This window comes from Pseudoalteromonas sp. ATL1 (assembly GCF_058933015.1).
In genome coordinates, this window is the sequence record NZ_JBZYXL010000001.1 from 3,228,013 (window position 1) to 3,253,756 (window position 25,744).

The 25,744-nt window shown below is 42.9% G+C and carries 28 protein-coding genes; 10 read left to right on the forward strand and 18 right to left on the reverse strand.

All coding sequences use genetic code 11. The features are described from left to right. Positions 1-145: 145 nt before the first annotated feature. Both ftsH and rlmE read right to left on the reverse strand, forming a co-directional pair. Positions 146-2,080, reverse strand: a complete 1,935-nt coding sequence (ftsH, locus tag AC5FX4_RS14070) for an ATP-dependent zinc metalloprotease FtsH (RefSeq protein ID WP_493606989.1) — start codon at positions 2,078-2,080, stop codon at positions 146-148. A gap of 68 nt (positions 2,081-2,148) precedes the next feature. After that, positions 2,149-2,778, reverse strand: a complete 630-nt coding sequence (gene rlmE / locus AC5FX4_RS14075) for a 23S rRNA (uridine(2552)-2'-O)-methyltransferase RlmE (RefSeq protein ID WP_493606990.1) — start codon at positions 2,776-2,778, stop codon at positions 2,149-2,151. A gap of 83 nt (positions 2,779-2,861) precedes the next feature. Between rlmE and yhbY the strand changes: the two genes are divergently transcribed. Then, positions 2,862-3,158: a ribosome assembly RNA-binding protein YhbY gene (gene yhbY / locus AC5FX4_RS14080; protein WP_476287823.1), complete on the forward strand. Its 297-nt coding sequence runs from the start codon at positions 2,862-2,864 to the stop codon at positions 3,156-3,158. 5 nt (positions 3,159-3,163) lie between these two features. Here yhbY and AC5FX4_RS14085 read toward each other — a convergent pair whose 3' ends face one another. Further along, a complete protein-coding gene (locus AC5FX4_RS14085) occupies positions 3,164-4,318 on the reverse strand; it encodes a serine hydrolase domain-containing protein (protein WP_493606991.1) in 1,155 nt (384 codons plus the stop codon). 97 nt (positions 4,319-4,415) lie between these two features. On the opposite strand from AC5FX4_RS14085, the gene AC5FX4_RS14090 reads away from it, so the two are divergent. From AC5FX4_RS14090 to AC5FX4_RS14110, 5 genes are all read left to right on the forward strand, one after another. Next, positions 4,416-5,219, forward strand: a complete 804-nt coding sequence (locus AC5FX4_RS14090; RefSeq protein WP_493606992.1) for a hypothetical protein — start codon at positions 4,416-4,418, stop codon at positions 5,217-5,219. A 72-nt stretch (positions 5,220-5,291) separates the two neighbouring features. Then, complete coding sequence (locus AC5FX4_RS14095) at positions 5,292-6,134, forward strand: MipA/OmpV family protein (protein ID WP_493606993.1); 843 nt, start codon at positions 5,292-5,294, stop codon at positions 6,132-6,134. 153 nt (positions 6,135-6,287) lie between these two features. Continuing rightward, positions 6,288-6,995 carry a response regulator gene (locus tag AC5FX4_RS14100; RefSeq protein WP_493606994.1) on the forward strand — a complete coding sequence of 236 codons (708 nt, stop codon included), beginning with the start codon at positions 6,288-6,290 and terminating at the stop codon, positions 6,993-6,995. Positions 6,996-7,005: 10 nt separating this feature from the next. Next, positions 7,006-8,295 (forward strand): sensor histidine kinase, encoded by a 1,290-nt coding sequence (locus tag AC5FX4_RS14105; RefSeq protein ID WP_493606995.1) that lies wholly within the window; start codon positions 7,006-7,008, stop codon positions 8,293-8,295. 233 nt (positions 8,296-8,528) lie between these two features. Then, positions 8,529-9,875 carry a sodium-dependent transporter gene (locus tag AC5FX4_RS14110; RefSeq protein WP_493606996.1) on the forward strand — a complete coding sequence of 449 codons (1,347 nt, stop codon included), beginning with the start codon at positions 8,529-8,531 and terminating at the stop codon, positions 9,873-9,875. A 22-nt stretch (positions 9,876-9,897) separates the two neighbouring features. On the opposite strand, the gene AC5FX4_RS14115 is transcribed toward AC5FX4_RS14110, so the two are convergent. Both AC5FX4_RS14115 and AC5FX4_RS14120 read right to left on the reverse strand, forming a co-directional pair. Beyond that, the gene (locus AC5FX4_RS14115) at positions 9,898-10,347 is read right to left on the reverse strand and encodes a GNAT family N-acetyltransferase (RefSeq protein WP_493606997.1); all 450 of its coding nucleotides are present in this window, start codon (positions 10,345-10,347) and stop codon (positions 9,898-9,900) included. Between the two features lie 72 nt (positions 10,348-10,419). Then, positions 10,420-11,163 carry a sporulation protein gene (locus AC5FX4_RS14120; RefSeq protein ID WP_493606998.1) on the reverse strand — a complete coding sequence of 248 codons (744 nt, stop codon included), beginning with the start codon at positions 11,161-11,163 and terminating at the stop codon, positions 10,420-10,422. Positions 11,164-11,363: 200 nt separating this feature from the next. Between AC5FX4_RS14120 and AC5FX4_RS14125 the strand changes: the two genes are divergently transcribed. After that, positions 11,364-12,935 carry a cation:proton antiporter domain-containing protein gene (locus tag AC5FX4_RS14125; protein ID WP_493606999.1) on the forward strand — a complete coding sequence of 524 codons (1,572 nt, stop codon included), beginning with the start codon at positions 11,364-11,366 and terminating at the stop codon, positions 12,933-12,935. Positions 12,936-13,209: 274 nt separating this feature from the next. Beyond that, positions 13,210-13,494 (forward strand): hypothetical protein, encoded by a 285-nt coding sequence (locus tag AC5FX4_RS14130; protein WP_493607000.1) that lies wholly within the window; start codon positions 13,210-13,212, stop codon positions 13,492-13,494. Between the two features lie 82 nt (positions 13,495-13,576). Here the strand turns inward: AC5FX4_RS14130 and AC5FX4_RS14135 are convergent, their stop codons facing one another. The 10 genes from AC5FX4_RS14135 to ccmA are packed head-to-tail and all read right to left on the reverse strand — an operon-like array spanning position 13,577 to position 21,302. Further along, a complete protein-coding gene (locus AC5FX4_RS14135; protein WP_493607001.1) occupies positions 13,577-14,308 on the reverse strand; it encodes an MlaA family lipoprotein in 732 nt (243 codons plus the stop codon). After that, positions 14,309-15,571 carry a c-type cytochrome biogenesis protein CcmI gene (ccmI, locus tag AC5FX4_RS14140; RefSeq protein WP_493607002.1) on the reverse strand — a complete coding sequence of 421 codons (1,263 nt, stop codon included), beginning with the start codon at positions 15,569-15,571 and terminating at the stop codon, positions 14,309-14,311. It lies immediately after the preceding gene. Between the two features lies 1 nt (position 15,572). Further along, entirely contained in the window at positions 15,573-16,028 is a 456-nt protein-coding gene (locus AC5FX4_RS14145; RefSeq protein WP_493607003.1) for a cytochrome c-type biogenesis protein, read from the reverse strand. After that, positions 16,025-16,597, reverse strand: a complete 573-nt coding sequence (locus tag AC5FX4_RS14150; RefSeq protein WP_493607004.1) for a redoxin family protein — start codon at positions 16,595-16,597, stop codon at positions 16,025-16,027. Before AC5FX4_RS14150 ends, AC5FX4_RS14145 begins: the two co-directional genes overlap by 4 nt. After that, positions 16,594-18,558, reverse strand: a complete 1,965-nt coding sequence (locus AC5FX4_RS14155) for a heme lyase CcmF/NrfE family subunit (protein WP_493607005.1) — start codon at positions 18,556-18,558, stop codon at positions 16,594-16,596. Before AC5FX4_RS14155 ends, AC5FX4_RS14150 begins: the two co-directional genes overlap by 4 nt. A gap of 1 nt (position 18,559) precedes the next feature. Then, a complete protein-coding gene (ccmE, locus tag AC5FX4_RS14160) occupies positions 18,560-19,039 on the reverse strand; it encodes a cytochrome c maturation protein CcmE (protein ID WP_493607006.1) in 480 nt (159 codons plus the stop codon). After that, positions 19,036-19,239 carry a heme exporter protein CcmD gene (gene ccmD, locus AC5FX4_RS14165; RefSeq protein ID WP_493607007.1) on the reverse strand — a complete coding sequence of 68 codons (204 nt, stop codon included), beginning with the start codon at positions 19,237-19,239 and terminating at the stop codon, positions 19,036-19,038. Before ccmD ends, ccmE begins: the two co-directional genes overlap by 4 nt. Further along, complete coding sequence (locus AC5FX4_RS14170) at positions 19,239-19,979, reverse strand: heme ABC transporter permease (protein ID WP_493607008.1); 741 nt, start codon at positions 19,977-19,979, stop codon at positions 19,239-19,241. Before AC5FX4_RS14170 ends, ccmD begins: the two co-directional genes overlap by 1 nt. Before the next feature lies 1 nt (position 19,980). Next, the gene (gene ccmB, locus AC5FX4_RS14175; protein ID WP_493607009.1) at positions 19,981-20,667 is read right to left on the reverse strand and encodes a heme exporter protein CcmB; all 687 of its coding nucleotides are present in this window, start codon (positions 20,665-20,667) and stop codon (positions 19,981-19,983) included. After that, complete coding sequence (gene ccmA / locus AC5FX4_RS14180; protein WP_493607010.1) at positions 20,667-21,302, reverse strand: cytochrome c biogenesis heme-transporting ATPase CcmA; 636 nt, start codon at positions 21,300-21,302, stop codon at positions 20,667-20,669. Before ccmA ends, ccmB begins: the two co-directional genes overlap by 1 nt. Before the next feature lie 88 nt (positions 21,303-21,390). On the opposite strand from ccmA, the gene AC5FX4_RS14185 reads away from it, so the two are divergent. After that, the gene (locus AC5FX4_RS14185) at positions 21,391-23,730 is read left to right on the forward strand and encodes a flagellar hook-length control protein FliK (protein ID WP_493607011.1); all 2,340 of its coding nucleotides are present in this window, start codon (positions 21,391-21,393) and stop codon (positions 23,728-23,730) included. A gap of 2 nt (positions 23,731-23,732) precedes the next feature. Beyond that, the gene (locus tag AC5FX4_RS14190) at positions 23,733-24,029 is read left to right on the forward strand and encodes an EscU/YscU/HrcU family type III secretion system export apparatus switch protein (protein ID WP_476287779.1); all 297 of its coding nucleotides are present in this window, start codon (positions 23,733-23,735) and stop codon (positions 24,027-24,029) included. Here the strand turns inward: AC5FX4_RS14190 and AC5FX4_RS14195 are convergent. Genes AC5FX4_RS14195 through AC5FX4_RS14205 form a run of 3 tightly spaced genes read right to left on the reverse strand, consistent with a single transcriptional unit; the run spans position 24,026 to position 25,744 of the window. Continuing rightward, on the reverse strand, positions 24,026-24,427 hold the full coding sequence (locus AC5FX4_RS14195) for a DUF2802 domain-containing protein (protein WP_493607830.1): 402 nt from the start codon (positions 24,425-24,427) through the stop codon (positions 24,026-24,028). The two genes, AC5FX4_RS14190 and AC5FX4_RS14195, sit on opposite strands and share 4 nt — an antisense overlap. A gap of 24 nt (positions 24,428-24,451) precedes the next feature. Continuing rightward, positions 24,452-24,949: a chemotaxis protein CheW gene (locus AC5FX4_RS14200; RefSeq protein WP_493607012.1), complete on the reverse strand. Its 498-nt coding sequence runs from the start codon at positions 24,947-24,949 to the stop codon at positions 24,452-24,454. Between the two features lie 24 nt (positions 24,950-24,973). Further along, a complete protein-coding gene (locus AC5FX4_RS14205) occupies positions 24,974-25,744 on the reverse strand; it encodes a chemotaxis protein CheW (RefSeq protein ID WP_493607013.1) in 771 nt (256 codons plus the stop codon).

A 25,744-nucleotide genomic window follows, 5' to 3' on the forward strand; every position in this document is an offset into this window, starting at 1 on the left:
TAGAGTAATGTTAGTTACCTCAGACTTAAGTCGCTTAGTAACCAACCTAGCGCAACAAAAGGGTGTACGCCAAAATATAATTATTCTAAAGGTATGAAAAAGCCCCGTCTCAGCGGGGCTTTGAAATTATAGACTATTTTAACCGTTATTCTGCTCTATCATCAAGTTCAGAAGGGCTTTGAGGCTTCTCTACAGGCTTTTCTTCGCTTTTTTCAGCAACTTTATCCTGCTTCGATGCTTTTTTCTCCGGTTTTCGGTCGTGTGCATCACGAGGTGGACGCACTTCAGTACGGGCCATTAGGTCATCAATCTGACCCGCATCAATGGTCTCGTACTTCATTAATGCATCTTTCATGGTATGCAAAATGTCCATATTATCTTTTAAGATCTGCTCGGCACGTTGATAGTTACGCGTGATGAAATCTTTAATTTCTGAGTCAATCAGCTTCGCTGTTTCGTCAGACATACCTGCCATACGGTGTGAACCACCACCCATGTACATCTCGCCTTGCTCTTCAAGGTACATCTGTGGACCTAGTTTACTACTTAAGCCCCACTGCATAACCATTTTCTTCGCAATGTCAGTTGCGCGTTCGATATCGTTACTTGCGCCAGTAGTCACCTTGTCTTCACCATAAATCAGCGCTTCTGCGATACGGCCACCATATAAGCTTGAAAGCATCGACTCTAAATGTTCTTTAGAGTGACTGACGCGATCTTGCTCAGGTAAATACATCGTTACACCTAACGCTCGCCCACGAGGAATGATCGACACTTTATACACTGGGTCGTGCTCTGGCACTAAACGGCCGACAATTGCGTGGCCCGCTTCGTGATAAGCTGTCATTTCTTTCTCATGCTCGCTCATGACCATAGATTTACGCTCAGCGCCCATCATGATCTTGTCTTTAGCAGCGTCAAATTCAGCCATGCTTACTTTACGTTTATTGCCACGCGCAGCGAACAGTGCAGCTTCGTTGACCAGGTTTGCTAAGTCTGCACCAGAAAAACCAGGTGTACCACGTGCAATTACTGACGCTTCTACATTGTCATCCAGCGGTACCTTACGCATATGCACATTAAGAATTTGTTCACGACCACGAATATCAGGTAAACCAACAACAACCTGACGGTCAAAACGACCTGGACGTAATAGTGCTGGGTCAAGTACGTCTGGACGGTTCGTTGCGGCAATAACGATAATACCTTCATTGCCTTCAAAACCATCCATTTCTACAAGCATTTGGTTTAGAGTTTGCTCACGTTCATCGTGACCACCACCCATGCCCGCGCCACGCTTACGACCAACAGCATCAATTTCATCAATGAAGATAATACAAGGTGCGGCTTTTTTCGCTTGCTCAAACATATCGCGCACACGAGATGCACCAACACCAACAAACATTTCAACAAAGTCAGAACCTGAAATGGTAAAGAACGGTACTTTTGCTTCACCAGCAACGGCTTTAGCAAGTAACGTTTTACCAGTACCTGGAGGACCAACCATAAGCACACCTTTTGGAATGCTGCCGCCAAGTTTTTGGAATTTTGATGGATCGCGTAAAAAGTCAACGAGTTCAGTCACATCTTCTTTCGCTTCGTCACAACCCGCTACATCCGCGAAAGTCGTTTTCACTTGATCTTCACTCATTAGGCGCGCTTTGCTCTTGCCGAACGACATGGCGCCTTTACCGCCACCGCCTTGCATCTGACGCATGAAGAAGATCCACACACCGATAAGCAATAACATTGGGAACCAAGAGATGAAAATGTTGGCTAGGAATGATTGCTCCTCTGGCGCAACACCTTTCACGTTTACGTCATTTTTTAGCAAATCATTGATTAGGTCTTCATCATACATAGGCATGATAGTTTGGAAACGCTCGCCGTTGCCTTTCATACCCGTGATAGTCCCGGTTGAGCGGTCAATATTGACATCCCTAACGGCACCACTGCGCACTTCTTTGACAAACTGCGTGTAACTTGTTTGGCGATCTATGTGATCACCACTATTGAAACTCTGAAAAACAGTCATTAGCACGACAGCTATAACCAACCAGAGTATTAAATTCTTCGCCATATCGCTCAAGGAGTTAACCTCTTGTATCCAAAATTATTTAAATTCAACTTTAATGCTTTCCAACTGTACTACAGTTTGTAACCCGTCGCCACTATATATACCTCACGAGAGCGTGGTCTCGACGCTTTTGGCTTTCTAATTTTAACGACGTTAAAACAATTACGTACTTCCTGCACAAACTGATCAAACCCTTCACCTTGAAAAACTTTAACAGCGAACGCCCCGTTTTTGCCTAGCACTTGATGACACATATCCAATGCTAATTCCACCAAATACATACTGCCAGCTTGGTCGGTTGACATATTGCCGCTCATGTTGGGTGCCATATCAGAAAACACGACATCAATGTTTTTTCCACCAATACGTTCAAGTAACGCATTCAGCACCGCTTCTTCCCTAAAGTCTCCTTGCAAAAAGTCAACGCCTGCCAGCGAATCCATAGGCAAAATATCACAAGCGATTACTTGCCCATTTTCACCCACTTGCTCCGCAAGATACTGTGACCAACTTCCAGGCGCAGCCCCTAAGTCGACTACACTCATACCTGGTTTAATGAGTTTGTCTCTTTGCTGAATTTCTTCGAGTTTAAAAATTGCCCGCGAGCGAAACCCGCGCTTTTGTGCTTCATGAACATAGGGATCATCCACATGTTCCTTTAACCAGCGTTTAGAGCTCGCTGAATGCTTTTTATTTGCCATATTAACTGCAACTCATTAGTAATATTCTTTAGATGGCGGTAGAATATGAGAATTCAAGCCTACATAGTGTAAATTGTAACAATATGACTTTATCAAATAAACAAAAGCAGTACCTAAAAGGACTGGCTCACCCACTAAAACCGGTTGTTTTACTCGGTGCAAATGGTTTAACTGAAGGTGTTTTAGTAGAGATTGCTCATTCTCTAGACATTCACGAACTGATCAAGGTAAAAGTACCAACCAACGATCGTGAAACCAAGCAATTAATTTTTGATGCAATTGTCAGAGAAACGGGCGCTCACAAGGTACAAACGATTGGCCACACCATCGTGTTATATCGCCAAAGCGAAGAAAAGAAAATTCAACTTCCTCGCCAATAAGTTCGTTAGGCGTCATTGTTTACTTGCAATGGCGCATCTCTATACATCTCAATTACATGCGAAATAAAATCTGTTGTTAGCTGATTTATCAAACCACTTTCAGCATTGAGCAAGAGACTAAATCCAATATTGAGTGCGGGTATGACCACAACATCTGTTCGATAACCCTGTACCCAACCACTGTGATACATTAAAAATTCACCATCATAATCATATATGCGCCACCCTAAACCGTAATGTGCTTCATTAACATGTTTGCGCCAAATGCGTCGTCTCAGCTCTCTTTTGGTATGGGTATACGGTCGACTTTGCAAAGTCAGGGCGTCCAACGACAAAATATCAGGGTACATGCCAAGTTGCGCTTTTAACCATTGCGCCATGTCTTGAGCACTCGCATTGATACCCGCAGCGGGAGCAACCTTATAGTAATGTGGTTTTAATTTGGCGGTATGCCAGCGTTTTCTGCCCAAAACGTGCGGTTGAGCGTAATTATTATCTTTCGTCATGCTTTCAATACCAACCCCTCCGTCTTCCATTCGCAGCGGACCGAAAATTGATTCTGTGATCCAGCGCTCGTAGGTCATTCCCGTTGCTTGATAAATCACATCGGAAATCAGACTGAACATGGCATTTTGATAACCATAACATTGCCCCGGTTCGCAAATTCGCTCTACTTTGACTAAACGTTCTACGATTTGTTCATAAGGCATACGTGATTCAATTAAGTTGTCATATGCGTTAGGTACCAAGCCACTTGAATGGCTTAGCAAATGGTAAATTTTTAAAGTTTGATAATCGGTGCCTTGTAGGAACGGCAAGTATTGACTTACAGACTCATCTAAAGAGAAGCGCTCTTCACTTGCCAACTTTGCCGTTAAAGAGCCCGCAAACGTTTTTGAAACTGATGCCAAGCGAAATCTTGTACGCTCATTTACTGCACTACCCTTACGCGCTTTGGTCTGTCCATAACCTTTGACTAGATCGCCAAATTCACCATGAACAATACTTAATGCAGCGCCAGGAATTGATTTTTCTTTTAGTTTGCCTTCGACTTGCTTAGAATAGCTGTTCAAAAATTGGTGCCACTGCTGTTTTGCGTCTTCCGATGCGCCTGCTTTTACAGTAAACAGCCAAAATACAACAAGAACTAGATACTTCATAATCATCCATTAAACTCGAGTCAAAGTGAGTTTATCACGAAGTTAACTTTTGTTTGTATCACCAATTAAGACTTTAACTGCGATTTGAGGTACTTGGATGCGTTTTTTGCTTATTTCCGCCGTTGTGGCATTGTCTTTTGGTTGCTCATTAACACCCCAAATGGCTCCAAAACTCAATGTTCCCCCCAAGCCAATACTCAGTAAAGAAGTTTACCAGCTCAGCTATAGCACAGAGCTAGATTCTGCGCGTATCAAGTCTGTGCAGCTACCTGCACACCCTATCAAAAAGAACAACACCGTACGTATTGTTGCCGATAAGGTCGCCATGACGGATACTCTTAAATCTCACATTGAAAGCGCGCTCAAGAAACAAGGCTTAAAAATAGTTACCAAGAAAAAAGCTGATTATGTTCTTAATATACATGAGCTTGACCTCACATTTGGTCCCAACAAAACTTATGTACTCAACAAGCCGAAAACAACGCATCCGCTTTATCAGCTATTAACTCAAAAAGCCTCTAGTTATCAATGTAGTAACATTATTGCCAGCGTCAGTATGCGGCTCACTCATGTCGCGTCTTCAGATGTGATATGGTTTGCCAAATCTTCAATTGACAGCGCGAGTTTCCAAGGGATCCCACTGCAGTTTAACTACACCAAAGAGCAAAAGATTACGAATGAACACGATGTGATATCTTTTGTGGTTGAGCAAAACACGGAACAAGCGCGAGTTGCTCGCACCCAAACACCTGTACAAGTTCCAAATTATCAGGTTAAAGACGAGATAAGTGAGCCAAAGAAAACCGCTGGAGCCTGTTCAGAAACCGAAGTAAGTGCATTGAGTAGTGTGATGCACCAGCAGCTTGCAGCAACATTAATTGATAAAATCAACGTGTTATAGAAAAACAATTTCTTACAGTTCTACACTATAAAATCCCTATAATGTTCACTGATTTTAATATTGGTGAACATTATGCTCCGTGTTGTCTTGTCATTTTTTGTCATTTGCTTTTGCTGTGTCAATAACGCATCCGCAAGTAACCGCTTGTATGCGGACAACACTTTAGAGCCTAGTGACGAATTTAATTATGACTGGAGCTTAGGTTCTGGCCTCATCCTAGAAGATCCTTTCCTTATTGGTACCAAAAGCTACCAAAATGCAGTTGAATTACTGAATATTAATTTTAGAGCCTCGTATGGTAACGCCTATATTGACATCGACCGAAGTCAATTAAGCGGTGGTTTTGTTGTTGGTATGAGCGTAATAGATAAGTACCACTGGGGGTTAGACTTAGTTCTTACTCAAGCACAACAAGGGTTTGGGGAGAAAGGGTTTGACCTATATCACTCAGATCAAATTCCCGAACTCAAAGGGATTTCTGAGCGTGATTATGATCTTAACTCGGGTCTACGCTTGACCCGAAGGTTTGGCGATGAACAAGTCTCTTTAGAGTTTTTACAAGATGTAAGCAGCACTCACAACGGTTGGATTATTAACTACTATTACTCCAAAATCATTCCATGGCGGAACTGGGAGTTTAGAGCCGCCATTGGCCTCAATGTTTATTCTGACGACTTCGTTGACTATTATTTTGGCATCAAAAGCAACGAAGCGACTGTCACTCGTCCGGTCTATAAACCAGGCAGTGCATCCAGTCTCGTATTAGAGTTTCATGGCGAGTACCCAATCAATGAAAATTGGGTCTTCTTGTGTGGATGGATGTCAACACGGTTTTCTAGCGAAATTTATCAAAGCCCAATTGTGGCACAAAACCACCATCATAAAGCTAAGCTAGGTATACGCTATGTTTTTTGATAGTACACATTTTCATTCAATCTGTATCATTTTGAATGAAAGCAATATAAGTTGAATAATTGGTGACAGTGGTGTGTTAGTGGTGCAAACTCGGGAACAAATTACAGAGTTTAACTAATCGCCAGATTTATGAAAGTATTGGAGGTTATAGGAATGGATAATTACGGCACAATATTACTCGTTGAGGATGATGAATCGCTCGCCAAATGGGTAGCTGATTATCTAGACAACCAAGGCTATACCACACACGTATGCGAACGTGGTGATAAAGTCGTTGCTATGGTTAAATCATTAAATCCAGACATTGTGTTATTGGACGTAATGTTGCCTGGACAAGACGGCATTAGTGTTTGTCGTGAACTACGCCAATTCTACAACCACCCTATCATTATGCTTACTGCAAGAGATGAAGAGATGGATGAAGTGATTGGTCTTGAAGTCGGTGCCAGCGATTACGTTATCAAACCAGTTAGACCACGGGCACTGCTCGCACGGATCAAGGCAATGCTACGTGCATCCGGAGAGTCTAAACAGGCCGAGGACGTGAATGACAAGTCTATTCATATTGGTAATCTTTGCATTGATACACAAGCACGTAAAGTATTGCTCCAAGGTGAAGAAGTGAACATTTCTAGCGCGGAATACTTGCTACTCCACTTCCTAGCAACGAATGCCGGTGAAGTTGTTTCACGAGATTCCGTATTTAAAGCAACCAAAGGACGTGAATACGATGGCTTAGATCGCAGTGTAGATGTGCTCATATCCGCTCTGCGCAAAAAGTTTAATGACGACCCTCAACATCCAGAAAAGATCAAAACTATTTGGGGCAAAGGCTATTTAATGGTGCCAAGCGCTTGGTAATGGGTGATCTGTGAGAAAGCTGTACATCTATTTACTCACAAGCGCACTTGTTTCTATCGTTGTACTCGGTTGGCTGATTGATATTTTTAGCGAACATGCTCTCGATACCGAGGATAACTTCGGCTGGCAAAGTACCTTGGCAAGCGGTGTTGCAAAACAGGCGGCTAGACAACCTGCCGAAGCAAGAGCACAATTTATTAGTTCAATCGCCCAGGATTATGAACTCGCTATTAGCTATAAACTAGGAAACACACTCGCCGTTCCTAGTGAGTTAAAAACGCAAATGTTGACAAAAAATGGTTTGGTCTTAGAAGATCAAGCCGGTTTTTATTTGTTAAAAACCAATCAAGCACTTTTACCCGATTATTTAGAGCTGCGCCTAGAAAAACCACCCGAGTTACAAGACAATGACGCTGTTCTCACCCTGCTGTTTTATGCAGGTGTATGTACCTTTATGTGGTTTATTTTAGCACCACTGGCTAGACGTCTGTCTATTTTGACCGACGCAGCCAAGCAATTTGCCAGCGGAGACCTAAGTACAAGAATTGAAACCAACCAATTTACTTACATAAAAGATGTAGAGTTAACCTTCAATCGAATGGCCAGCCAAATTGATAAACTCCTAGCCGAAAACAAATTGATGGCTTCCAGTTTATCTCACGATATAAGAACACCGGTTGCATGTTTGCGGTTTGGTCTGGACGCAGCGCTTGAAGAGCAAGATATCAATAAAGTCTATGGTATTTTGGAACGTATGGAAAAAGACCTAGATCAAATGGAAGATATGCTTGCCAGTTATCTGTCTTTTGCCACACTTGAGCAAAAAGCGCATTTACTCAAATTCGAATCAGCACCAGCAGAACCCTATTTTGAATCCCTTGTTGAACAAGTCACACCAAAGTTTCAAAAAGCACAACTACTGCTATCGTTGGATGTGGAAGCAAACTTGGTGATAGAGGCCGATCTTCATTGGCTTGCTCGAGCAGTGACCAACCTGTTGACGAACGCGAGTGATTTCGCGAGAAGTCAGGTCTTGATCCATGTTGAAAGTGATGCAACGCGCACTTACATCCACATTGAAGATGATGGTCCGGGGATTGCGCCACAAAACTGGCACAAAGTATTTAGCCCATTTTATCAAGAGCAAACTCACCGAAACAGAGCGGGTAAAAGCTATGGCCTAGGGCTAGCCATTGTTGCAAAAGTAGTCGATTGGCACCATGGTAATGCCAATGTATCTCAATCTGAACGTTTAGGCGGTGCAAAATTCACCATTACTTTACCTTGTAAAGATAACTAAGCAGCGTAAAGTAATAACCACACACAAGCACAGTTGACAAGGTAATTAGCTGAAATGTAATGAGTTCTGTGTACGACTTTAAAATATGCAGTGGGATGCAGGTATTACAGGCATAAAATTGCAAAAAAGTTGTGCTAGATCATGGCATTTCTAGTTCAATTTGCACTTTTTATTTCGAGCTAATTACAGTAGATTGTCAGCCGCATTAAAAAAATAAGAGAAGTAAAAATAATATGAGTAGCGTGCGCGGAGAATTTAGTTCTCGCTTTGGATTCATTATGGCTGCAGCTGGGTCAGCTGTTGGCTTGGGTAATATTTGGGGATTTCCTACACAAACGGCTAGCAATGGCGGAGCTGCCTTCGTGCTCGCTTACCTAGTACTGGCATTTTGTTTAGCTTATCCAGCACTCATGGCGGAGCTTATTATTGGCCGTCATGGCCAAGCAAACGCCGTTTCTTCATTACAAAAGCTGTCTGCAAACCCATTAAACAAGCGTTTTGCATTTATTGTTGGCTTTGGAGGCATCATATGCGCAGGACTTATTTTGAGCTTTTATGCCATCGTTGCCGGCTGGATGTTCAGTGCAACCTTGGAGCCAATCGCTGAATTGACGAATTTAACCAGTACATCACACTGGCTGAATCAGCAGTCTTTAGCTCGCGATCTAATCTTTACCGCCTTGTTTGTCATTTTGACGATTTCAATTATCAGTAAAGGGGTAGAAAATGGCATCGAGAAATGGTCGAAAAGACTCATGCCCGCACTATTAGGCATTCTATTTTTATTGATAGCTTACGTATTAATGCAAGATGGCGCGAGTGAAGGACTAAAAGCCTATTTAGTTCCAGACTTCTCATCAATTTTGAACCCCGAACTTTTAGTCAGCGCGCTTGGCCAAGCCTTCTTTTCGCTTTCATTGGGCACCAGTGTAATGATCATTTACGGGTCATATATTAGCAAACAAGAAAACCTTGTATCGCTTGGCGCTTATGTGACATTAATTGACGTATTTATCGCCTTTGTTGCTGGTTTACTTATCATCCCAGCAATGTACGTCGCGCAGGCACAAGGTGTAGAAATATTCAGCGCAAGCGGCGAATTACTGTCAGAAGACACCCTCGTTTTTCAAGTTTTACCTGCGCTATTTGACAGCATGGGCAATGTAGGGTTGTTTGTCGGGTTCGCATTTTTTGCACTGATGAGTATCGCAGCACTCACCTCTTCCATTTCGATGTTAGAAGCGCCCGTTTCATATGCCGTAGAGCGCTTTGCTCTATCACGCGTGCAAGCAACTTGGATCATCGGCGGGCTTATTTCTTTAGTGAGCTTTACCATTATTTTCAATTTCTCTAGCTTGTTTGGTTTTGTTGTTAGTCTGACTACCCAATTCGGTCAGCCTCTTATTGGCATGTTGTGCTGTATCTTTGTCGGTTGGATCTGGCAGCGTAATGGCTTACTCAATGAAATTAAAAATGGCTGTCCAGACGCGGAAAATGGACTGTTTTGGAAGATCTGGCCTTGGTATATTAAGTTTATTTGTCCGTTAGCCATTGCACTCGTGTTTATACACTCGTTATAAAATGCTCAAAAGGCGCTTAATTCTAAGCGCCTTGACTCAAACGCATATCCTGATGGGCTATGCCGTCTTCTAGATAGGCTTCACCTTCCAAAACAAATCCAAGGCTAGAATAAAATGGTAATAAATAGGTTTGCGCCGAGATCACTACATCCATCCCTTGAAAACGCTCTGCGCATACTGCTAATGCTTTCTCCATAAGTGGTTTTGCAAGACCTTTACCTCTGGCACTTTGTGCGACCAAAACTCGTCCTATGGCGCATTCGTGTTCAGACTTCAGATAAACACGCGCGTAAGCATAAACTTCTTCGCTGTTTTGCAAAAACACATGAACTGTTTTTGACTCGGTGTCTACACTATCCAGCTCTGGATAAGGACATTGCTGTTCAACCACAAATACATCTACACGTGCTTTAAGCAATGCAAACAAAGCTGTGGTATCAAGCTGTGCAAAGCTCTTCAACTGCCATTGCATTTTATAACGCTCCTAAAAAGAAAAAAGCCCAGCATATATCTGCTGAGCTCATTTGATTTACACTCTATTAAGTTAAGCAAACAGTCTTTCCAACTGATCGCATACTTGTGACAAATTCACGTGATCATGTTCAATCGTCAAATCAACATACCCGTCTGCACGAAACGCTCTATCTAGCTCAATAAGCACATGCGTTCTATGGGCTTCTGGAACAAACGAAAGCTCAATTTCTTGCAGTCCGAACATCGATCTACTTTGTGGACGATATTCAAGCTCCTGGTAACAACCTGACGATGACTGGAAATTACTTGCACGCAAGTAACCTTTTTCAACATCCGCCTTTACTAGGTTGAAGCCCAGCTTTTCCATTGCCATCATGCATGTCTTAACCGCGTCGTTAGGATAAATATGGAGCGTATCTCTATCAGTGGGATCAAGCGCTAGATCAATATCCAAGCCCGTTTCAATCCATACATAGCTGTGATTATATCCCGCATTAATCTCTGTGATCGGTGTTTCAGAATGTAAACGCGCTTCAAATGGGATCAATTTACGTTCATTGGGTGAAAGCATAAAACGCTCACCTACGCGCCACTTATCTATGACATGATTTACAAAATATTCGCCGTCATCATTTTCAACTTTAACGCGAGTCATCAGGGCTAATTCTAGTCCATTGATTTCTTGTTCTACGTTTCCGCCTTCTACAACGATTTGGGCTTGAAACTTCTGCCCCGGGTACAAGTGTTCCGTTTCTAAAATAGTATCTACTTTTGCTGCACCTATACCTACAGATGCAAGGATCTTCTTAAACATTAGCTCTCCTGTGAGAATGTCCGTTAGTGCATCTTAACCACAATTAGCAAGGCTTGTCAGCGAAAATTTCTATGCAAAGCAGCATTATTGCCCAATTTTTTAATTGAAAGCATGTTTAACTAAGCTATTAATCACTTTTCAATTTATAAATCATATAGTTTTGTTACACTGACCTAAGGTTTAATCAATCCACATTTGCTATGGAACTATTGTTTTTTGCTACTGCATTCGCCTGTGGCTTTTCTGTATATCAGTTAAAACTACCGCCTTTGATAGGTTTTTTGATGGCTGGCTTTATTCTAAACCTGCTGGGCTATCGCAGCACCGAAATGCTGAACCAATTGGCTGACTTAGGTGTGACCCTGCTCCTTTTTAGCATTGGTCTAAAACTGAAAGTAGGTAACCTAGTTAAAGCACAAGTGTGGGCTCCTGCAACATTACACATTGTTCTTAGCAGTGCATTTTTTGCCGGACTCTTGCTGTTTTTGGGCGCAATGAGTTTGCCGCTATTCACAGACTTATCTTTGACTACTGCACTCATCGTCGGTTTTGCATTTAGTTTTTCTAGTACGGTATTCGCGGTGAAAGTGCTTGAAGAACGCGGTGAAATGGCCAGCCTCCATGGTAAGATCTCTATCGGGATCTTGGTCATGCAAGATATCTTTGCCGTCGTATTCTTAGCCATCAGTACAGGTAAAACTCCTAATGTTTGGGCACTTGTATTATTGGTCTGTTTGCCAGTATTTAGACCCGTCATGCTTTGGGTGCTCAACCGCTCTAAACACGGTGAGCTACTCCCCTTATTTGGCTTTTTCTTTGCCTTGGTGATTGGTTATCACGCCTTTGAATTTGCGGGCCTAAAAGGTGATTTAGGTGCACTGATCATCGGTATGCTGTTCGCGCCACATAAAAAGGCGGGCGAATTATCAAAGTCACTCATGAACTTGAAAGATGTGCTACTTGTGGGTTTTTTCCTAAATATAGGCTTGAATGCCAGCATGAGCTTTGATGCGCTGCTGATTGCCTGCTTACTAACGCTCGTACTTCCTATCAAAGTAGCGCTTTATTACGTATTAACCAATTTGCTGAGACTACGCGCCCGTACTTCATTACTCAGTGCGTTTACTTTAGCGAACTACAGTGAATTTGGCCTCATCGTATGTGCCGTTGCAGCTAGCAGCGGCGCTATCGCCCCTGACTGGCTCGCTGTTGTTGCCATTGCCGTTTCCATTACCTTTGTTATCGCTTCACCTTTAAACAAGCAAGCTAATGGGTTCTACGTCAAGTTAGAGCCTTTCCTTTTGAAATTCGAAAGTAATAAACGCTTAGAAGAAGAACTGCCCGTGAACTTAACGGATACACGTATTGTCATATTTGGCATGGGACGTATTGGTACAGGCGCTTATGAGACGATTGAGGCAACCCATCCAGGTTCAATAGCGGGTATAGACATAAAACCGGAAGTCGTAGAAAAACACGTGCAAAGAGGTAGACGAGTGTTGCTGGCGGATGCAACCGATCCTGATTTTTGGCAACGCGTTAATCATTCAAAAGTAGATATGGTCATGCTCGCCATGCCTAAACATATGCAAAACATTTATGCGCTTGAGCAGCTTCAAGCGTCTGGATTTAAGGGCCAAGTGACTGCTATTGCAAATTACCCAGATCAACAAAAAGAGCTCGAAGAACTCGGCGTGAATTCTACTTATAACTTCTATTTAGAAGCCGGAAGTGGCTTTGCTGAACACGTAAAACAAAATTTATTTTCTTAATACATTTGTCTTATCTCAGTACCATAAAAGGTACTGAGAACTATTTTTATTTTCGCATCAACACCTTACTTCTAGATGTCCAAAAAACACCTTGTTCACCATTTAGAAACTCGCATTATTCGATTTACAAAGCTTTACATCGAAGTTAGTAATCTGCCCTAAAAACAGAGTACACTGTTTTCAAGCTTACAGACGTAAGTATCTATTTTTAACACAAAAAAGCGAAGCAACGCTTATTTATTTGACAACTGGACGTTTAAACAAGAGGGCCATTATGCTTAAAACAAAACAACTGAATCACTTTGCTGCTGTCGTTGATGACGTTAAAGCTGGGCCATTCTCAGACCTGCAAAATCGACTCGACGAAATTCAGGATAATGGAATGACAGCGTTGACAATCCGCAATATTTTATTTCATAAAATGTTGGACCTTCACAACGTGCCAAGCGATCATTTTTTACGCGAGCAAGACACGCCATCAAGACTGGACGATCCATCTCTTGTTGAAAAATTGAATGGTTTAGGATTTTACCGTAAGCAAAGAAGTGCGATGCACTAGAAATGAATTAGCGGGAGCCTACTCTCCCCTTTATAGGCTGGCAATGCCCGTCGCCAGCCTATCTCCTTTACCACAACTTCCTTTATAAATTTTCTAAGAAGTCTTCATCAAAGTCTGTTTGTTCTTCCTTGATGGGTGGATTACCATCATGTAACTCATATAACTGACGCTGAAAGTAAACATCTTTCATAAAAACGTAAGGGTCCAGCGACTCTTCCAAGAGCTTTTCTTGTGCCATTAATGACGCTCGCGCTTCGACCGCTTTTAAAGCAAATACCAATATGGTTTGTGGCGTTGTTAACGCAATTTCAGGTAGTACAAAGTTATCTACCACATCCCCTGTTACGTTTCTCACCGTAGAAGGGCCCATACCTGGCAACATAAGATATGCACCATCCCCAAGGCCCCACACGCCCAGAGTTTGACCGAAATCTTCATCTTTGTGCTCAAGGCCAAGACTCGTCGCTACGTCAAAAATACCAAAAATACCAACCGTAGAATTAACCAGAAAACGGGCGATGTTAATACCCATGTCCGCAGGTTTACCCTGTAACCCCGAGTTAATTGCATCGGTTGGCGTGGTTAGATTGGTCGTAAAATTAACAATACCGGTGCGAACAGGTTGCGGCGTGATAGCGACATAACCTTGGGCAACTGGGCGTAAAATATACGCATCCAATACATCCATGTTAAAATCGTAAATAGGCCTGTTTAATGATTGTAAAGGGTCTCGCTCATCCTGTTTCTCTGCAGGAACACTACTACACCCCGAAATTAAAACCGCTGCGAGAACAGCTAACAATGGCTTATACATTTACTTTCCTGTGCTTGATAATACGCGATTGATCGTGACCGAGATGGTGCCTAGGTCTGAGCTTAATGATATAACCCCAGTTTGCCCTTCCAGTTCACCTGCCTGAGGCATTACACTGTCGTCCAAAGAAATTCGAGCAGTCACAATAACATCCTCAAAATTAGATAATTTCAGGCTTGGCATCATGGCCATACTATCGTCCAAGGTTAACTTTAAAGGCAAGTTAAAATTTGTAAGCTTTTGCACAGCAAGAGGCATGGCAGGCCCTTCTGCCGCTTTAGCAAAAACAAATAAAGTGCCATGCTCTGGTAGTTTATCTTCTAGATTTTCACCAAGCTTAACATTAATGCTAAGGCGCACCTGTCCACTTTCTTGCACTGGCGTAATTTTTTGCGCTATCTCATCGATTCGCTGCGCTATCATTGGATAACGAGGATCATCACGCTCCATACTTGCCAGCAATACTTCAAACGCCGCTTTTGCTTCATGCCAATCTTGCTTTTCATATGCGATTAGTGCCAACAAAGAAATCGCGTCGATGTTGGTGGGATCTTTTTGCAAAACACTCGCTAGTAATCGCGCTGCGCGGTTAATTGCCTGCTCAGAGCCCTCAACAAGCAATACTTGGCTGTAATTGACTAAGATATTTTGGTTTTGTGGCTCCATTTGCAGTGCTTTTTCAAAGGCCTGTTTAGCCATTTCAAAATCATTTAAAGACATGGCAACGCGCCCAAGCAACATCCACGCTACCGCATCATCACCGCCGTTAGCTAGCTTAGTCCGTAAACCCAGTGCAAAAGCTTGAAGTTCATTCGCAGTTAACGCATCCCCCTTCTGTAATACAGCGCGTTCGCCATATTCTGGTAGCTTGTTTATTGCATCGTACCAGTTTGAGATTTGCTGCTGACTCCCTGTAAATTGGTAAAACACACCACTTACAGCCAAAGTAAACAACACCCCAGTCAAAGCAAAAATGCGGTTATTGCCACGACTGCTCAATTGCTGTTCAGGCGCTAACTCATTCAGTAAACGACGTTTTAGCTCCAATACTGACTCGGTGTAATTGTCTTTCTCAATCCGTTCATTATCCAGATCCGTCCGTAATTCGGCTAACCTCTGATAGTAAATATCGATACGCTCTGCATTGGCTTCATTATCCACAGTGAGTACTCTTTCACGGCGTAAAAACGGCACAACCACGAATAGCAACGCCAAAATCGTCAATAGTGCGAACATGCCCCACATTTGTGCTATTCCAGTCATATTACTGCTCCTTTCGCTGGTATTGCTGAATTAACTTGGCGAGTTGCTGCTCATCACCACTGCTCCAAGTTTGCTTGCGGGATGCTGTTTTTTGTCTAAATACAATAAACCCAAAACCAAACACAACAATAAGAATAGGCAATACCCAAAGCACAATCGTAGCGGGTGTGACAGGCGGTTGATAGTGTACAAAATAGCCATACCTATCAATCATGTAATCAATAACTTCTTGCTTACTTTTGCCTTCGTTAACAAGCCCAAGTACTTTATCACGCAGGTCTTTGGCGACGATTGCATCAGAGTCTGCAATATTTTGGTTTTGGCACTTAGGACAACGTAACTCATGTGTTAGCTCTCTAAACGTTGCGGCACGTTCAGCACTTTCAAACTCGTACTGATCTTCGGTTGCAAATACCGACACACTCACAAGCAATAACATTAAAAAGAGTTGTTTCATTGTGTAAGCTCCTGCAATTTAGGTGCAAACTTAGCACGCCATATCCTTTGGTTAATATCACCCGTATGATGCAGCAGAATTTTACCCTTTGCGTCAACCAAGAAAGTTTCTGGCGCACCAGACACCCCCAAATCCAAAGCAAGCGTACGTTGCAAATCCAAAATATTGAATTGGTATGGGTTACCTGTTCTATCTAACATCGCTTGCACTTCCGCACGTAGCTTGTTGATGTCAAACTGATCGCCAAAATCAGGATCATAGGCTTGCTCATAATATAGGCCGATAATTTTCACACCTTGCTCACGAAGTTCAGTTAAGTAGCTCAACTCGGCAATACAAGTTGGACACCAAGTGCCCCACACATTTAGTAGGTATACTTCCCCTAGCAGGTCATCATTTCTCCACTGCTTTGTATCATCCATCAAGTCAGGCAAAACGAACTCAGGCATGTTCTGTCCTAAGCGACCTGTTTGAAGTTCTCTGGGATTGCCAAAAAGGCCTTGATAAAGAAACACGCACAACAAGATGAAAATGAGTAATGGGATTAACCCTAAAAACTTACGATTCATGCGTTTACCCCTTGTTGACGACTATGCTGTTTAGTTTTTCTATAGCGCTTGTCACCAAGTACAATGAAGCCTGCAAGTGCGATTAATATCCCACCAAGCCACATCCAGCGTACATAAGGCTTGTGGTAAATACGCAATGACCATGCACCACCACTTAATTGCTCGCCCAAAGCCAAATAAAGATCACGGAAAAAACCATCATCAATGGCCGCTTCGGTCATAAATTGCATTCCAATGTTATATAAGCGCTTTTCTGCATGCAATTCGGTCACGACCTTATCATTTTTCAATACCGTAACCACACCAGCATGACCCGTATAGTTTGGTCCGGTAATTTCTTTTACGCCCTCAAAGCGATAGACATATTCATTCAATGTTGCTATTTCACCTGGCGACATACGTACCGAACGTTCGACTGAATATGCCGATGTTAAGGTCACACCAGCAATCACAAATGCAATACCCACATGGCCTAGCACCATAGCCCAATAGCTTATTCCTAAACGCTTAAGGCCCAGCATAAGGTTTGTTTGTACAGACACCTTTTGTGCCAAATCAAGCCCCGTCGATAACACTATCCACACAGCCAACGCTGTGGCCATAAACGTTAGCGGTGCTACAACTTCAAAACTGCCAAATAACCATGCTGCAGTGATCACAAGCGTGGCAGCTAAAACAACCAGCCACTTTTTAACAAGTGGCGATAACTTGTTTTGCTTCCAGCGTAATAAGGGCGCAAGGCCCAGCAAAATAGCAAACGGTACAATTAAAATTGCAAACATTTGATTGAAAAAAGGCACACCGATTGAAATTGACCCAAGTCCTAGCTCTTTATGGATCATGGGCAGTAAAGTACCCATTAGGACAACTAATGTTGCCACCACAAGGAAAATGTTATTCAGCCATAGCGCAACTTCGCGAGAAATAAACTGATAGCGTCCTTCGCTCTTAACCTGTGACACTCGCACGCCATACAGTGCCAAACTACCGCCAACGACTAAGGCGAGAAAAGATAAAATAAACAAGCCTCTATCTGGATCGGTGGCAAATGCATGTACAGATACAATGATCCCCGAACGTACGATAAAGGTACCCAATAAACATAAACTGAATGCAGTGATAGCCAGTAGCACAGTCCACGACTTGAATACACCGCGCTTTTCTGTCACCGATAACGAATGCAGCAATGCTGTTGCAACTAGCCAAGGCATAAGTGACGCGTTTTCGACAGGATCCCAGAACCACCAGCCACCCCAACCTAGCTCTGAGTACGCCCACCAGCTACCAATGGTGATCCCCAAGGTTAAAAAGCCCCATGCAACCATAGTCCAAGGCCTAGACCATTTAGCCCATGTATTATCGAGCTTTCCAGTTAACAACGCAGCTATCGCGAATGAAAAAGACACTGATAAACCCACATAACCCATGTAAAGCAAGGGCGGGTGAATGATCATGCCTGGGTCTTGCAATAATGGATTGAGATCACGCCCCTCTACCGGGTAATAAGGCAGTAAACGCTCAAAAGGGCTAGACATCCATAGGGTGTAAAGCATAAAGCCAACACCTAAAAACCCTAAGACCCCCAATACTCGTGCACGCAATACCCAAGGCAATGAGTTCGACATAAGTGCAACAACCGCTGTCCAAGAAGCCTGCATAACCAGCCACAGTAAAATTGCCCCTTCATGTCCACCCCAAGTTGAAGTTACTTTGTAGTACCAAGGCAGCGTTGTACTCGAATGGTGGGCAACATAGGCCACCGTAAAATCATCAGTCAGAGTGATATAAATTAATATCGCGAATGAAAACAATACAAATACACACTGACCAACCGCCAATGAAGGTGCCGCGCGCATCAATCTTAAATTACCAGTATGCGCGCCCCAAAGAGGAAAAATGCAAAGTAACAAGCTCAGTGCCATGGCGAGCACAAGCGAAAAGTAACCTATTTCAGGGATCATATTAGTTCTCGCTGTCTAAAGTGTACTTTGGTTTCTCATGCTTGATACCTTTAACCGCTTCAGCGACTTCCGGTGGCATATATTCTTCATCATGCTTGGCAAGTACTTCAAACGCTTCTATCACGTTGGGTTCAACTAATGTGCCCTGAGCAACGATACCTTGCCCTTCGCGGAATAAGTCTGGCAAAATGCCGTGATAGCGAATCGTTACCATAGGACCCGTATCAGTGAGTTTAAAGCTCACATCAAGGTTGGCTTCATCACGTTTCACAGAACCAGGCACAACCATACCGCCAATACGCAGCTTCTGACCAATGAACGGCTTCTCTTTATTTTCGCCTTTGCCCTCAATCAATTCTGAAGGCGTGTAAAACAAATTAATATTTTCTTGCAAGGCATAAAGCATTAAGCCAATCGCAGAGCCCACCCCAAAAATGATGGCAACAACCGCGAGTAAACGTTTTTTTCTTCTCGGATTCATGATTGCTCCTGTTGCTTTGCTTTTTTAATACGCTCTTCACGGTGCATTTGCGTTTTAATTTCATGTCGTAATTTACTGGAGTCTCGCAAAGAACTCAGTAATACGCTCAACAAAATCAACGTACAGCTGCCAAATGACAGCCACACATAAAATCCGTAGCCGCCCATCGCCAAAAATTCACTCAATGATTCAAACTGCATTATTTACCTCGCCCCACAAGTTCACGCACCCACGGACGGTGCTTTTCGCGCTGTAAGATTTCATTTTTCAATCGTACTAACGTCACTACACCCACGAATCCAGCAAACGCAGCAATGTTGATCAATAATGGCCAAAGCATTGAGGAGTCAATCGCGCTGGTATCAAACTTTGTGATAGTCGCGCCTTGATGAAGGGTATTCCACCACTCAACTGAGAAGTGAATAATGGGTAAGTTAATGACGCCGACAATTGCTAGAATACACGCTGCTCGTCCCGCTGATTTTTTATCCTCAAAAGCGTGGTACAAAGACAACACACCCAGATATAAAAATAACAAAATAAGTTCAGAAGTAAGACGCGCATCCCACACCCACCAAGCCCCCCACATAGGTTTGCCCCATGCAGCGCCTGTGATCAATGCTATTGCGGTCATGGCCGCGCCCACGGGAGCAATAGAGATAACGGCAAGTTCCGCGTTACGGATCTGCCATACCAAAGCAATAATGGCAGCAATAGCCATTGAAGAATACGCTCCCATAGACAAAATAGCGGAAGGAACATGAATGAAAATGATGCGATAACTATCTTTTTGCTGGTAATCTGCGGGTGCATAAGCAAGCCCCCATACCCAACCAACAGCTAAACACACGACGGTAATAACGGCAAAATACGGCAACAGCGTGTTACACAGCTGATACGCCCGCTCTGCCTTTGCATAGGGATGTAACCATTTCCACATGTTAACTAACACTCACTTTTAATGCTGAAGATATAGCGATTGGCGCGCTAACAAATGCAATTGCGAGCATTGCGCCAAGGATTGCGAGTTGTCCGCCATAATCAAGTGACATGCTACTTGTATCGATGGCCGACGTCGCAAAAATTAAGACTGGAATATAAAGCGGCAGCACCAGTAAACTCATCAAAATACCGCCCTTTTGTAAACCCACAGTAAGCCCAGCACCTATAGCACCAATAAAGCTAAGAAGGGGCGTACCAATTAATAACGTGAGCACGGTTGCGCCAAGCGCTTGTGCATCTAAATTCATCAATAGCGCAAATACTGGTGCCATAATAACCATAGGCAACCCAGTGATGGTCCAATGCGCAAATACTTTTGCCAATACAGAAAGAGATAAAGGATAGGGAGAAGCAATCAACTGCTCTAGCGAGCCATCGTTATAGTCATCTCTAAAAAGCTTATCTAAACCCAGCATAGTCGATAGCAAGGCAGCCACCCAAATGATACCGGGAGCCATGCGGGCTAGCAGCGCCGGTTCGGGTCCAATAGCCAAAGGGAACAAAGTAATAACGATTAAAAAAAACAGCAACGGATTAACAATCTCTGAGCGCTGACGAAAAGCTAAGGTGACATCTTTACTATAAACAGCAGCAAACAACTGCCAATAAGAATGCTGTGCGCTCATTAAAACTGATACTCCAAAAGCAAAGTTTTTAATTGGGCAAAGTGTTCGGTTAAGTCTTGATGGGTGGTCAATAAAATCGCGCCACCTTGTTGAAGGTGTTGACTAAATTGAGCTTGTAGCATAGCCACACCTTTTTTATCCAGCGCGGTAAATGGCTCATCTAAAATCCACAGCTTGGCATTGTTCAACCACAACCTGACTAGCGCAACACGCCTCTGTTGGCCGGCCGATAAAGTTCTGACAGGCACGTCTTCAAGCCCAACCAAGCCCAACGTTGCGAGCAAATCGTAGGCTCGCTCATCAACATCGCAACCATGCACTTTTAGCCAATGACATACATTTTCATAAGCACTGAGTTGCCCATTAACCCCTGTTTTATGGCCAATAAATAGTAGCTGTGCCGCAAACTCGTCGTAATACTGTTGGATGGATTTACCTAGAAATAACACATCCCCTTCATCAGGACGTGCAAAGCCAGAGATGATACGCAATAATGACGTTTTACCAGCGCCATTTGGGCCCTCAATTTGCATGATCTGCCCAGCTTCTAATGAAAAGCTTAACGATTCAAACAGACAGCGTTCTTGTTTAGTACAAGTGACAGAATTTATCTCTAGCAAATTGGTTATTCTCATTACCCAAAATTGGGCGTTAGTCTACCATAATGGTATGGTAATACGAATAACACGTTGCGACCGATTAGCGAAAATTTGATTTAAAATAATGAATAAGCCACCGATTTCTATTCAATATTCGACCACACCTGAGGCAAGCGCAGCTTTGAACGAAGGTCGTTCAAAAATCGACCTGAGCAAACAACCCAGTCAGTTTTTAGCACGTAACATAGTGATTAAACCGGAATCGGTACAAATGGAGGTCGAAATTGATGGTCGTTGGCAAACTATTCGTTTGGCCACAAAAGAAAGTACTCAAAACACCACCCGCATGAACGAAGCGGTTGTCACTTTGAGTGAAAATGGCCAAGCACTTACCCTCAAAAGCGCGCAACAAGTGGTCAATATTAAAGCTGCCAACGAACTACTTTCATTACTCACGTTACTAAAAAGCGGCACACCTCAAAGTAGTATCACGACCAGTGCAAGCTTAACTCAAGGCAACAACCCACAACTAAGGCTAGATCAGTTAGGCATAAAACTGGCCATCGATCCCGCATTGGCTAAAGTACTCAGCGAAGAGCATAAGCTGGTTGCGCAACTGCAAGCGAATAAAGATAAAGTGACCTTAAAACTGACCAATGGCTTTGCAGACGCTTTATTAACGAGCACTATCAGTAAGCAAAAGCTTGTTGAACAGCTCATATCTCAAGCCAAAAGTCCGCAGTTACTCATTGATAAACAAACTATCTTCGTAAAGTTTTCTGCGGAGCAAAAGCCGATTTCGTTGCCTCTCGCAAATTTAAGCTCAACAAAACAAGTGAATAGTGCGCAATGGCAAGACGCTAAGCTCAATAGCACACTTGCTGGTATGGAAATAAAAACACGGCAAGTCTCAGAGCTATTGAATTTGAAACAGCCTGTAAAAGACCGATTTGCGCAGATACAAAATTACAATCCGGTTCAACCAGTAACGAATACCAGTAACAGTGGCGGTACACTCACTTATACAAAGCCGCTATTTAACCTGAATCTACAAGATATTAAGCAGGCCGTTGAGCAAGCACTCGTGCAATGGTTGTCTAAGCCATTCAAGCAAGTATCAACCCCAGCGCAGGCCTCAAAACTGGATGCAGCACTAATAAATCAAACACCTAGCCGGCTGTTAAATCCCAATGCTATCCCTTTGATGTTAAGAAAAATGGAGAACGAGGCACCACTACCACCACTCGTTAAATTATTGTCAGGTCTTAAAAATAGTTTACCGCAGAGCCAAGCCTTTACTCAGGCCAATCACTCGAAGCAAGCTGAAACGCTCAAACAGCAGCCTATCACTTACCGCACTGAACTGAAACAAGAACCAAAAAATTTGCTATCATCCCTCGCTGAAACCGTAAAAAACCACATTAATGTGCCAAAACTACCGGTATTTGCTGAGCAGCATGTAGCAGCCGCAACGCAACAGGATCCTATACTTGCAAATATAAGTAATAAATATCAAGCAAGTTTACCCATTGAACGTCTGCTGGTAAGCACACTAATGAAGTTATCAAGCTTTGAGAACACAAAACAAGCAACCAGCTTTAACAGCCAAATGCTCAGTGAAAAAGTGGCCAATTTGAGCCAATTTAAGCACCCGGAGTCAAGCGATATGACTAAACTGGTGCATCAGGCTTTTAGTCGCATGATTGACTCAACAAATATTTCAACGAATTTAGTCAGCGCGGAGCTTGCTAGCCTTTTACCAAATACATCTGCAAATACACATACAGTGCCTTCTATCGCAGCGCATAGTTTCACACAAGCATTGGATAAGTTACTTGTCACTTTACTGGCTGCACCCAAAGCGTTAAACACACCAAATTTACCCGAGGGTATCACGCAGGAGCAACGCTTAACGGCCCTACTCGAAACGCTATTACCCAATAGCAAGAACATCAACGCCAAGCTGCTAGTTCCCCATCTTCAGCAAACAAACGCGAGTTTGCTTGCTGAGCTTGGTCAAGTGCAAAGTAACCTCGCAAATAGTGTGCAACTTGCTCCGCCAAGCCAACAAAAAGTAGATAGTGAAACACAACTATTGCTGAATTTGCTCATGCCTATGAAAGTACCATCAGAATGTAAGCAAACAGAATTACAAATAGGTAAATACAAAAAACCTGCGAAAGCTAAAATGCCCGAGAAAACCGTCTGGTTTGTGCGCTTAAATTTTGACTATGCGCATTTGGGTAAACTCAGCGCACAAGCTGAATTAATGGATAAAGCCGTCGATTGTCAAATCATTGGCAACTCCACACAAGTGTGTGAATTAGCCGCGCCGCATTTAGATGCGCTGCGTAGAAAATTGTCAGGCCATGGCTTACAGGTCAATGAAATTGTATTAACCGAAGACATCAACGAAACTCATACTTTTTATGAGCAACATGCAATCGTCAATATTAAGGTTTAGATATGCAGCAAAAAACCGCAATCGGATTACTTTATGAAGCTGGCAGCTCGCCACATGTGGCTTGCAAGGGATTTGGTGATCTAGCTGATGAAATTATCGAATTGGCCAAAGAAAAAGGCATTATGATCCACGAAGATGCCGAGCTTGCAAAAACACTTGGGCAACTGGATCTTCATCAAGAAATACCACGAGAGCTCTACTATGTTATCGCAGAGCTCATCGCTTTTTCCTATATTTTACGGGGAAAATTTCCGCCGGGTTGGAAAGGGTTTAGTGACAAACTAGATATCAAAGCCTAGGACTTTTGATGTAAAGACATCAAAAGTTCGGCCTCTGCACGAGGAAGTTCACACTCTTTCATGATCTCTTCCAGATCCGCACCTAACTCAATCATTTTCACAGCGCGTGAATAAATTTTAGCGTCAGGATCATCATACTTTTGTGCCGCTTGCTGTTGTGCGAGTTCTTTAACATAGTTTTCGCAAGCTACGATCCGTTTACCCATATTCATCAGGCTACTGCGCACTTCTGCTATTTCGCTTCGCAAAATGGCAGTCTGATCTCGACTCTCTTTTAATGCGTGCTTAAGGTGATGAATATTCTGTTGGTTGGAGGATAATCGCTTGCTCAACATAAAAATCAACCCCAAGCATACTAAAATAAGTAAACCTGAGGCGATTAATATTAATAAGATCAGATTGTTATTTACTACTTCCACAATTTATATGTGACTCAATTCGTCCCACTCATCATCACTGAGTAGCTTGTTCAAATCAACCAATATAAGCAGTTCACCCTCGCGATTAGATACACCTTGGATAAACTTAGCACTTTCCTCAGTACCAATATTGGGAGCGCTATCAATCTCAGAGCTACGTAGATAAACCACTTCAGCAACACTATCCACTAAAATGCCAATCACTTGTTTTTCAGCTTCGATTATAACGATACGAGAATTATCGGTGACTTCAGCGCTGGCTAAACCGAACCTTGCACGCGTGTCGATAACCGTTACTACGTTACCACGTAAATTAATAATGCCGAGTACATACGCTGGCGCACCTGGCACGGGCGCAATTTCAGTGTAACGCAATACTTCCTGAACCTGCATTACGTTAATACCGTATGTCTCTTCTTCTAGCTTATAGGTCACCCATTGAAGAACTTCATCATTACTATCGGCATTTTTATCTGCGGAAAGTAGTCTATCTTGGCTCATGGTTTTACTCCAAAAAGATCTTGTTTACTGCTCGCGGCTATCGAGACCTTGCTCAAGCAAACGGTTTAAATTTTCTACATCAATTAGTGCGCACATTTTTTCTTTTATGACGCCAGCTAACCAAGGTCTTTTACTATCACTTGTTCGCCATTTTACATCATCTGGTTGTAAAGTAATGTTATTAACCAAGTTTTCTGCCAGCAATCCCCATGGACTATCACCTAAAGTTATTAAATATTGATAGTCGAGCTTTTCTTCAAGCTCTGGCGTGTACTTTTCTGGCATGACCCATAATGCAGTATCTACAACGTGCAGCTTCTCATCACGGTTCAACATCACGCCTTTAAACCACTTGGGTTTACCAAACAACTGATTAACTTCACCTAACTGGTGAATACCACCTAGAGACTTCAATGGCACCGCTAAAGTAAGCCCTGCAACTTCAAAAAATAACGCCTGAAACTCATTATCACCGTAAGCTTCTCTCGCGCTAACTGGTTGATTTTTTGTTTCGTCAGATTCTTTGATAATAGTATTTTTTTCTGGTATCTCAAGATTTTTTGTTTGTTCTTCAGGGATTTCCCGTTCTTCAACAGGAGTGATGTTTGGAAGCGTTTCAATTACAACTTGTTCTTGTGGTACAACTTCATCAACTGGTTGCTCAACAATAACGGGAACCTGTTCGAGCAGCTTAGCAACAGGTAGCAATGCACTGTCTTCGGGCTCTTCTTCGCTTAGCAAAGCTCCCAAATACTGTTTCATTACTTTTTCGTTAGCAAACAACTGCTTACTCAT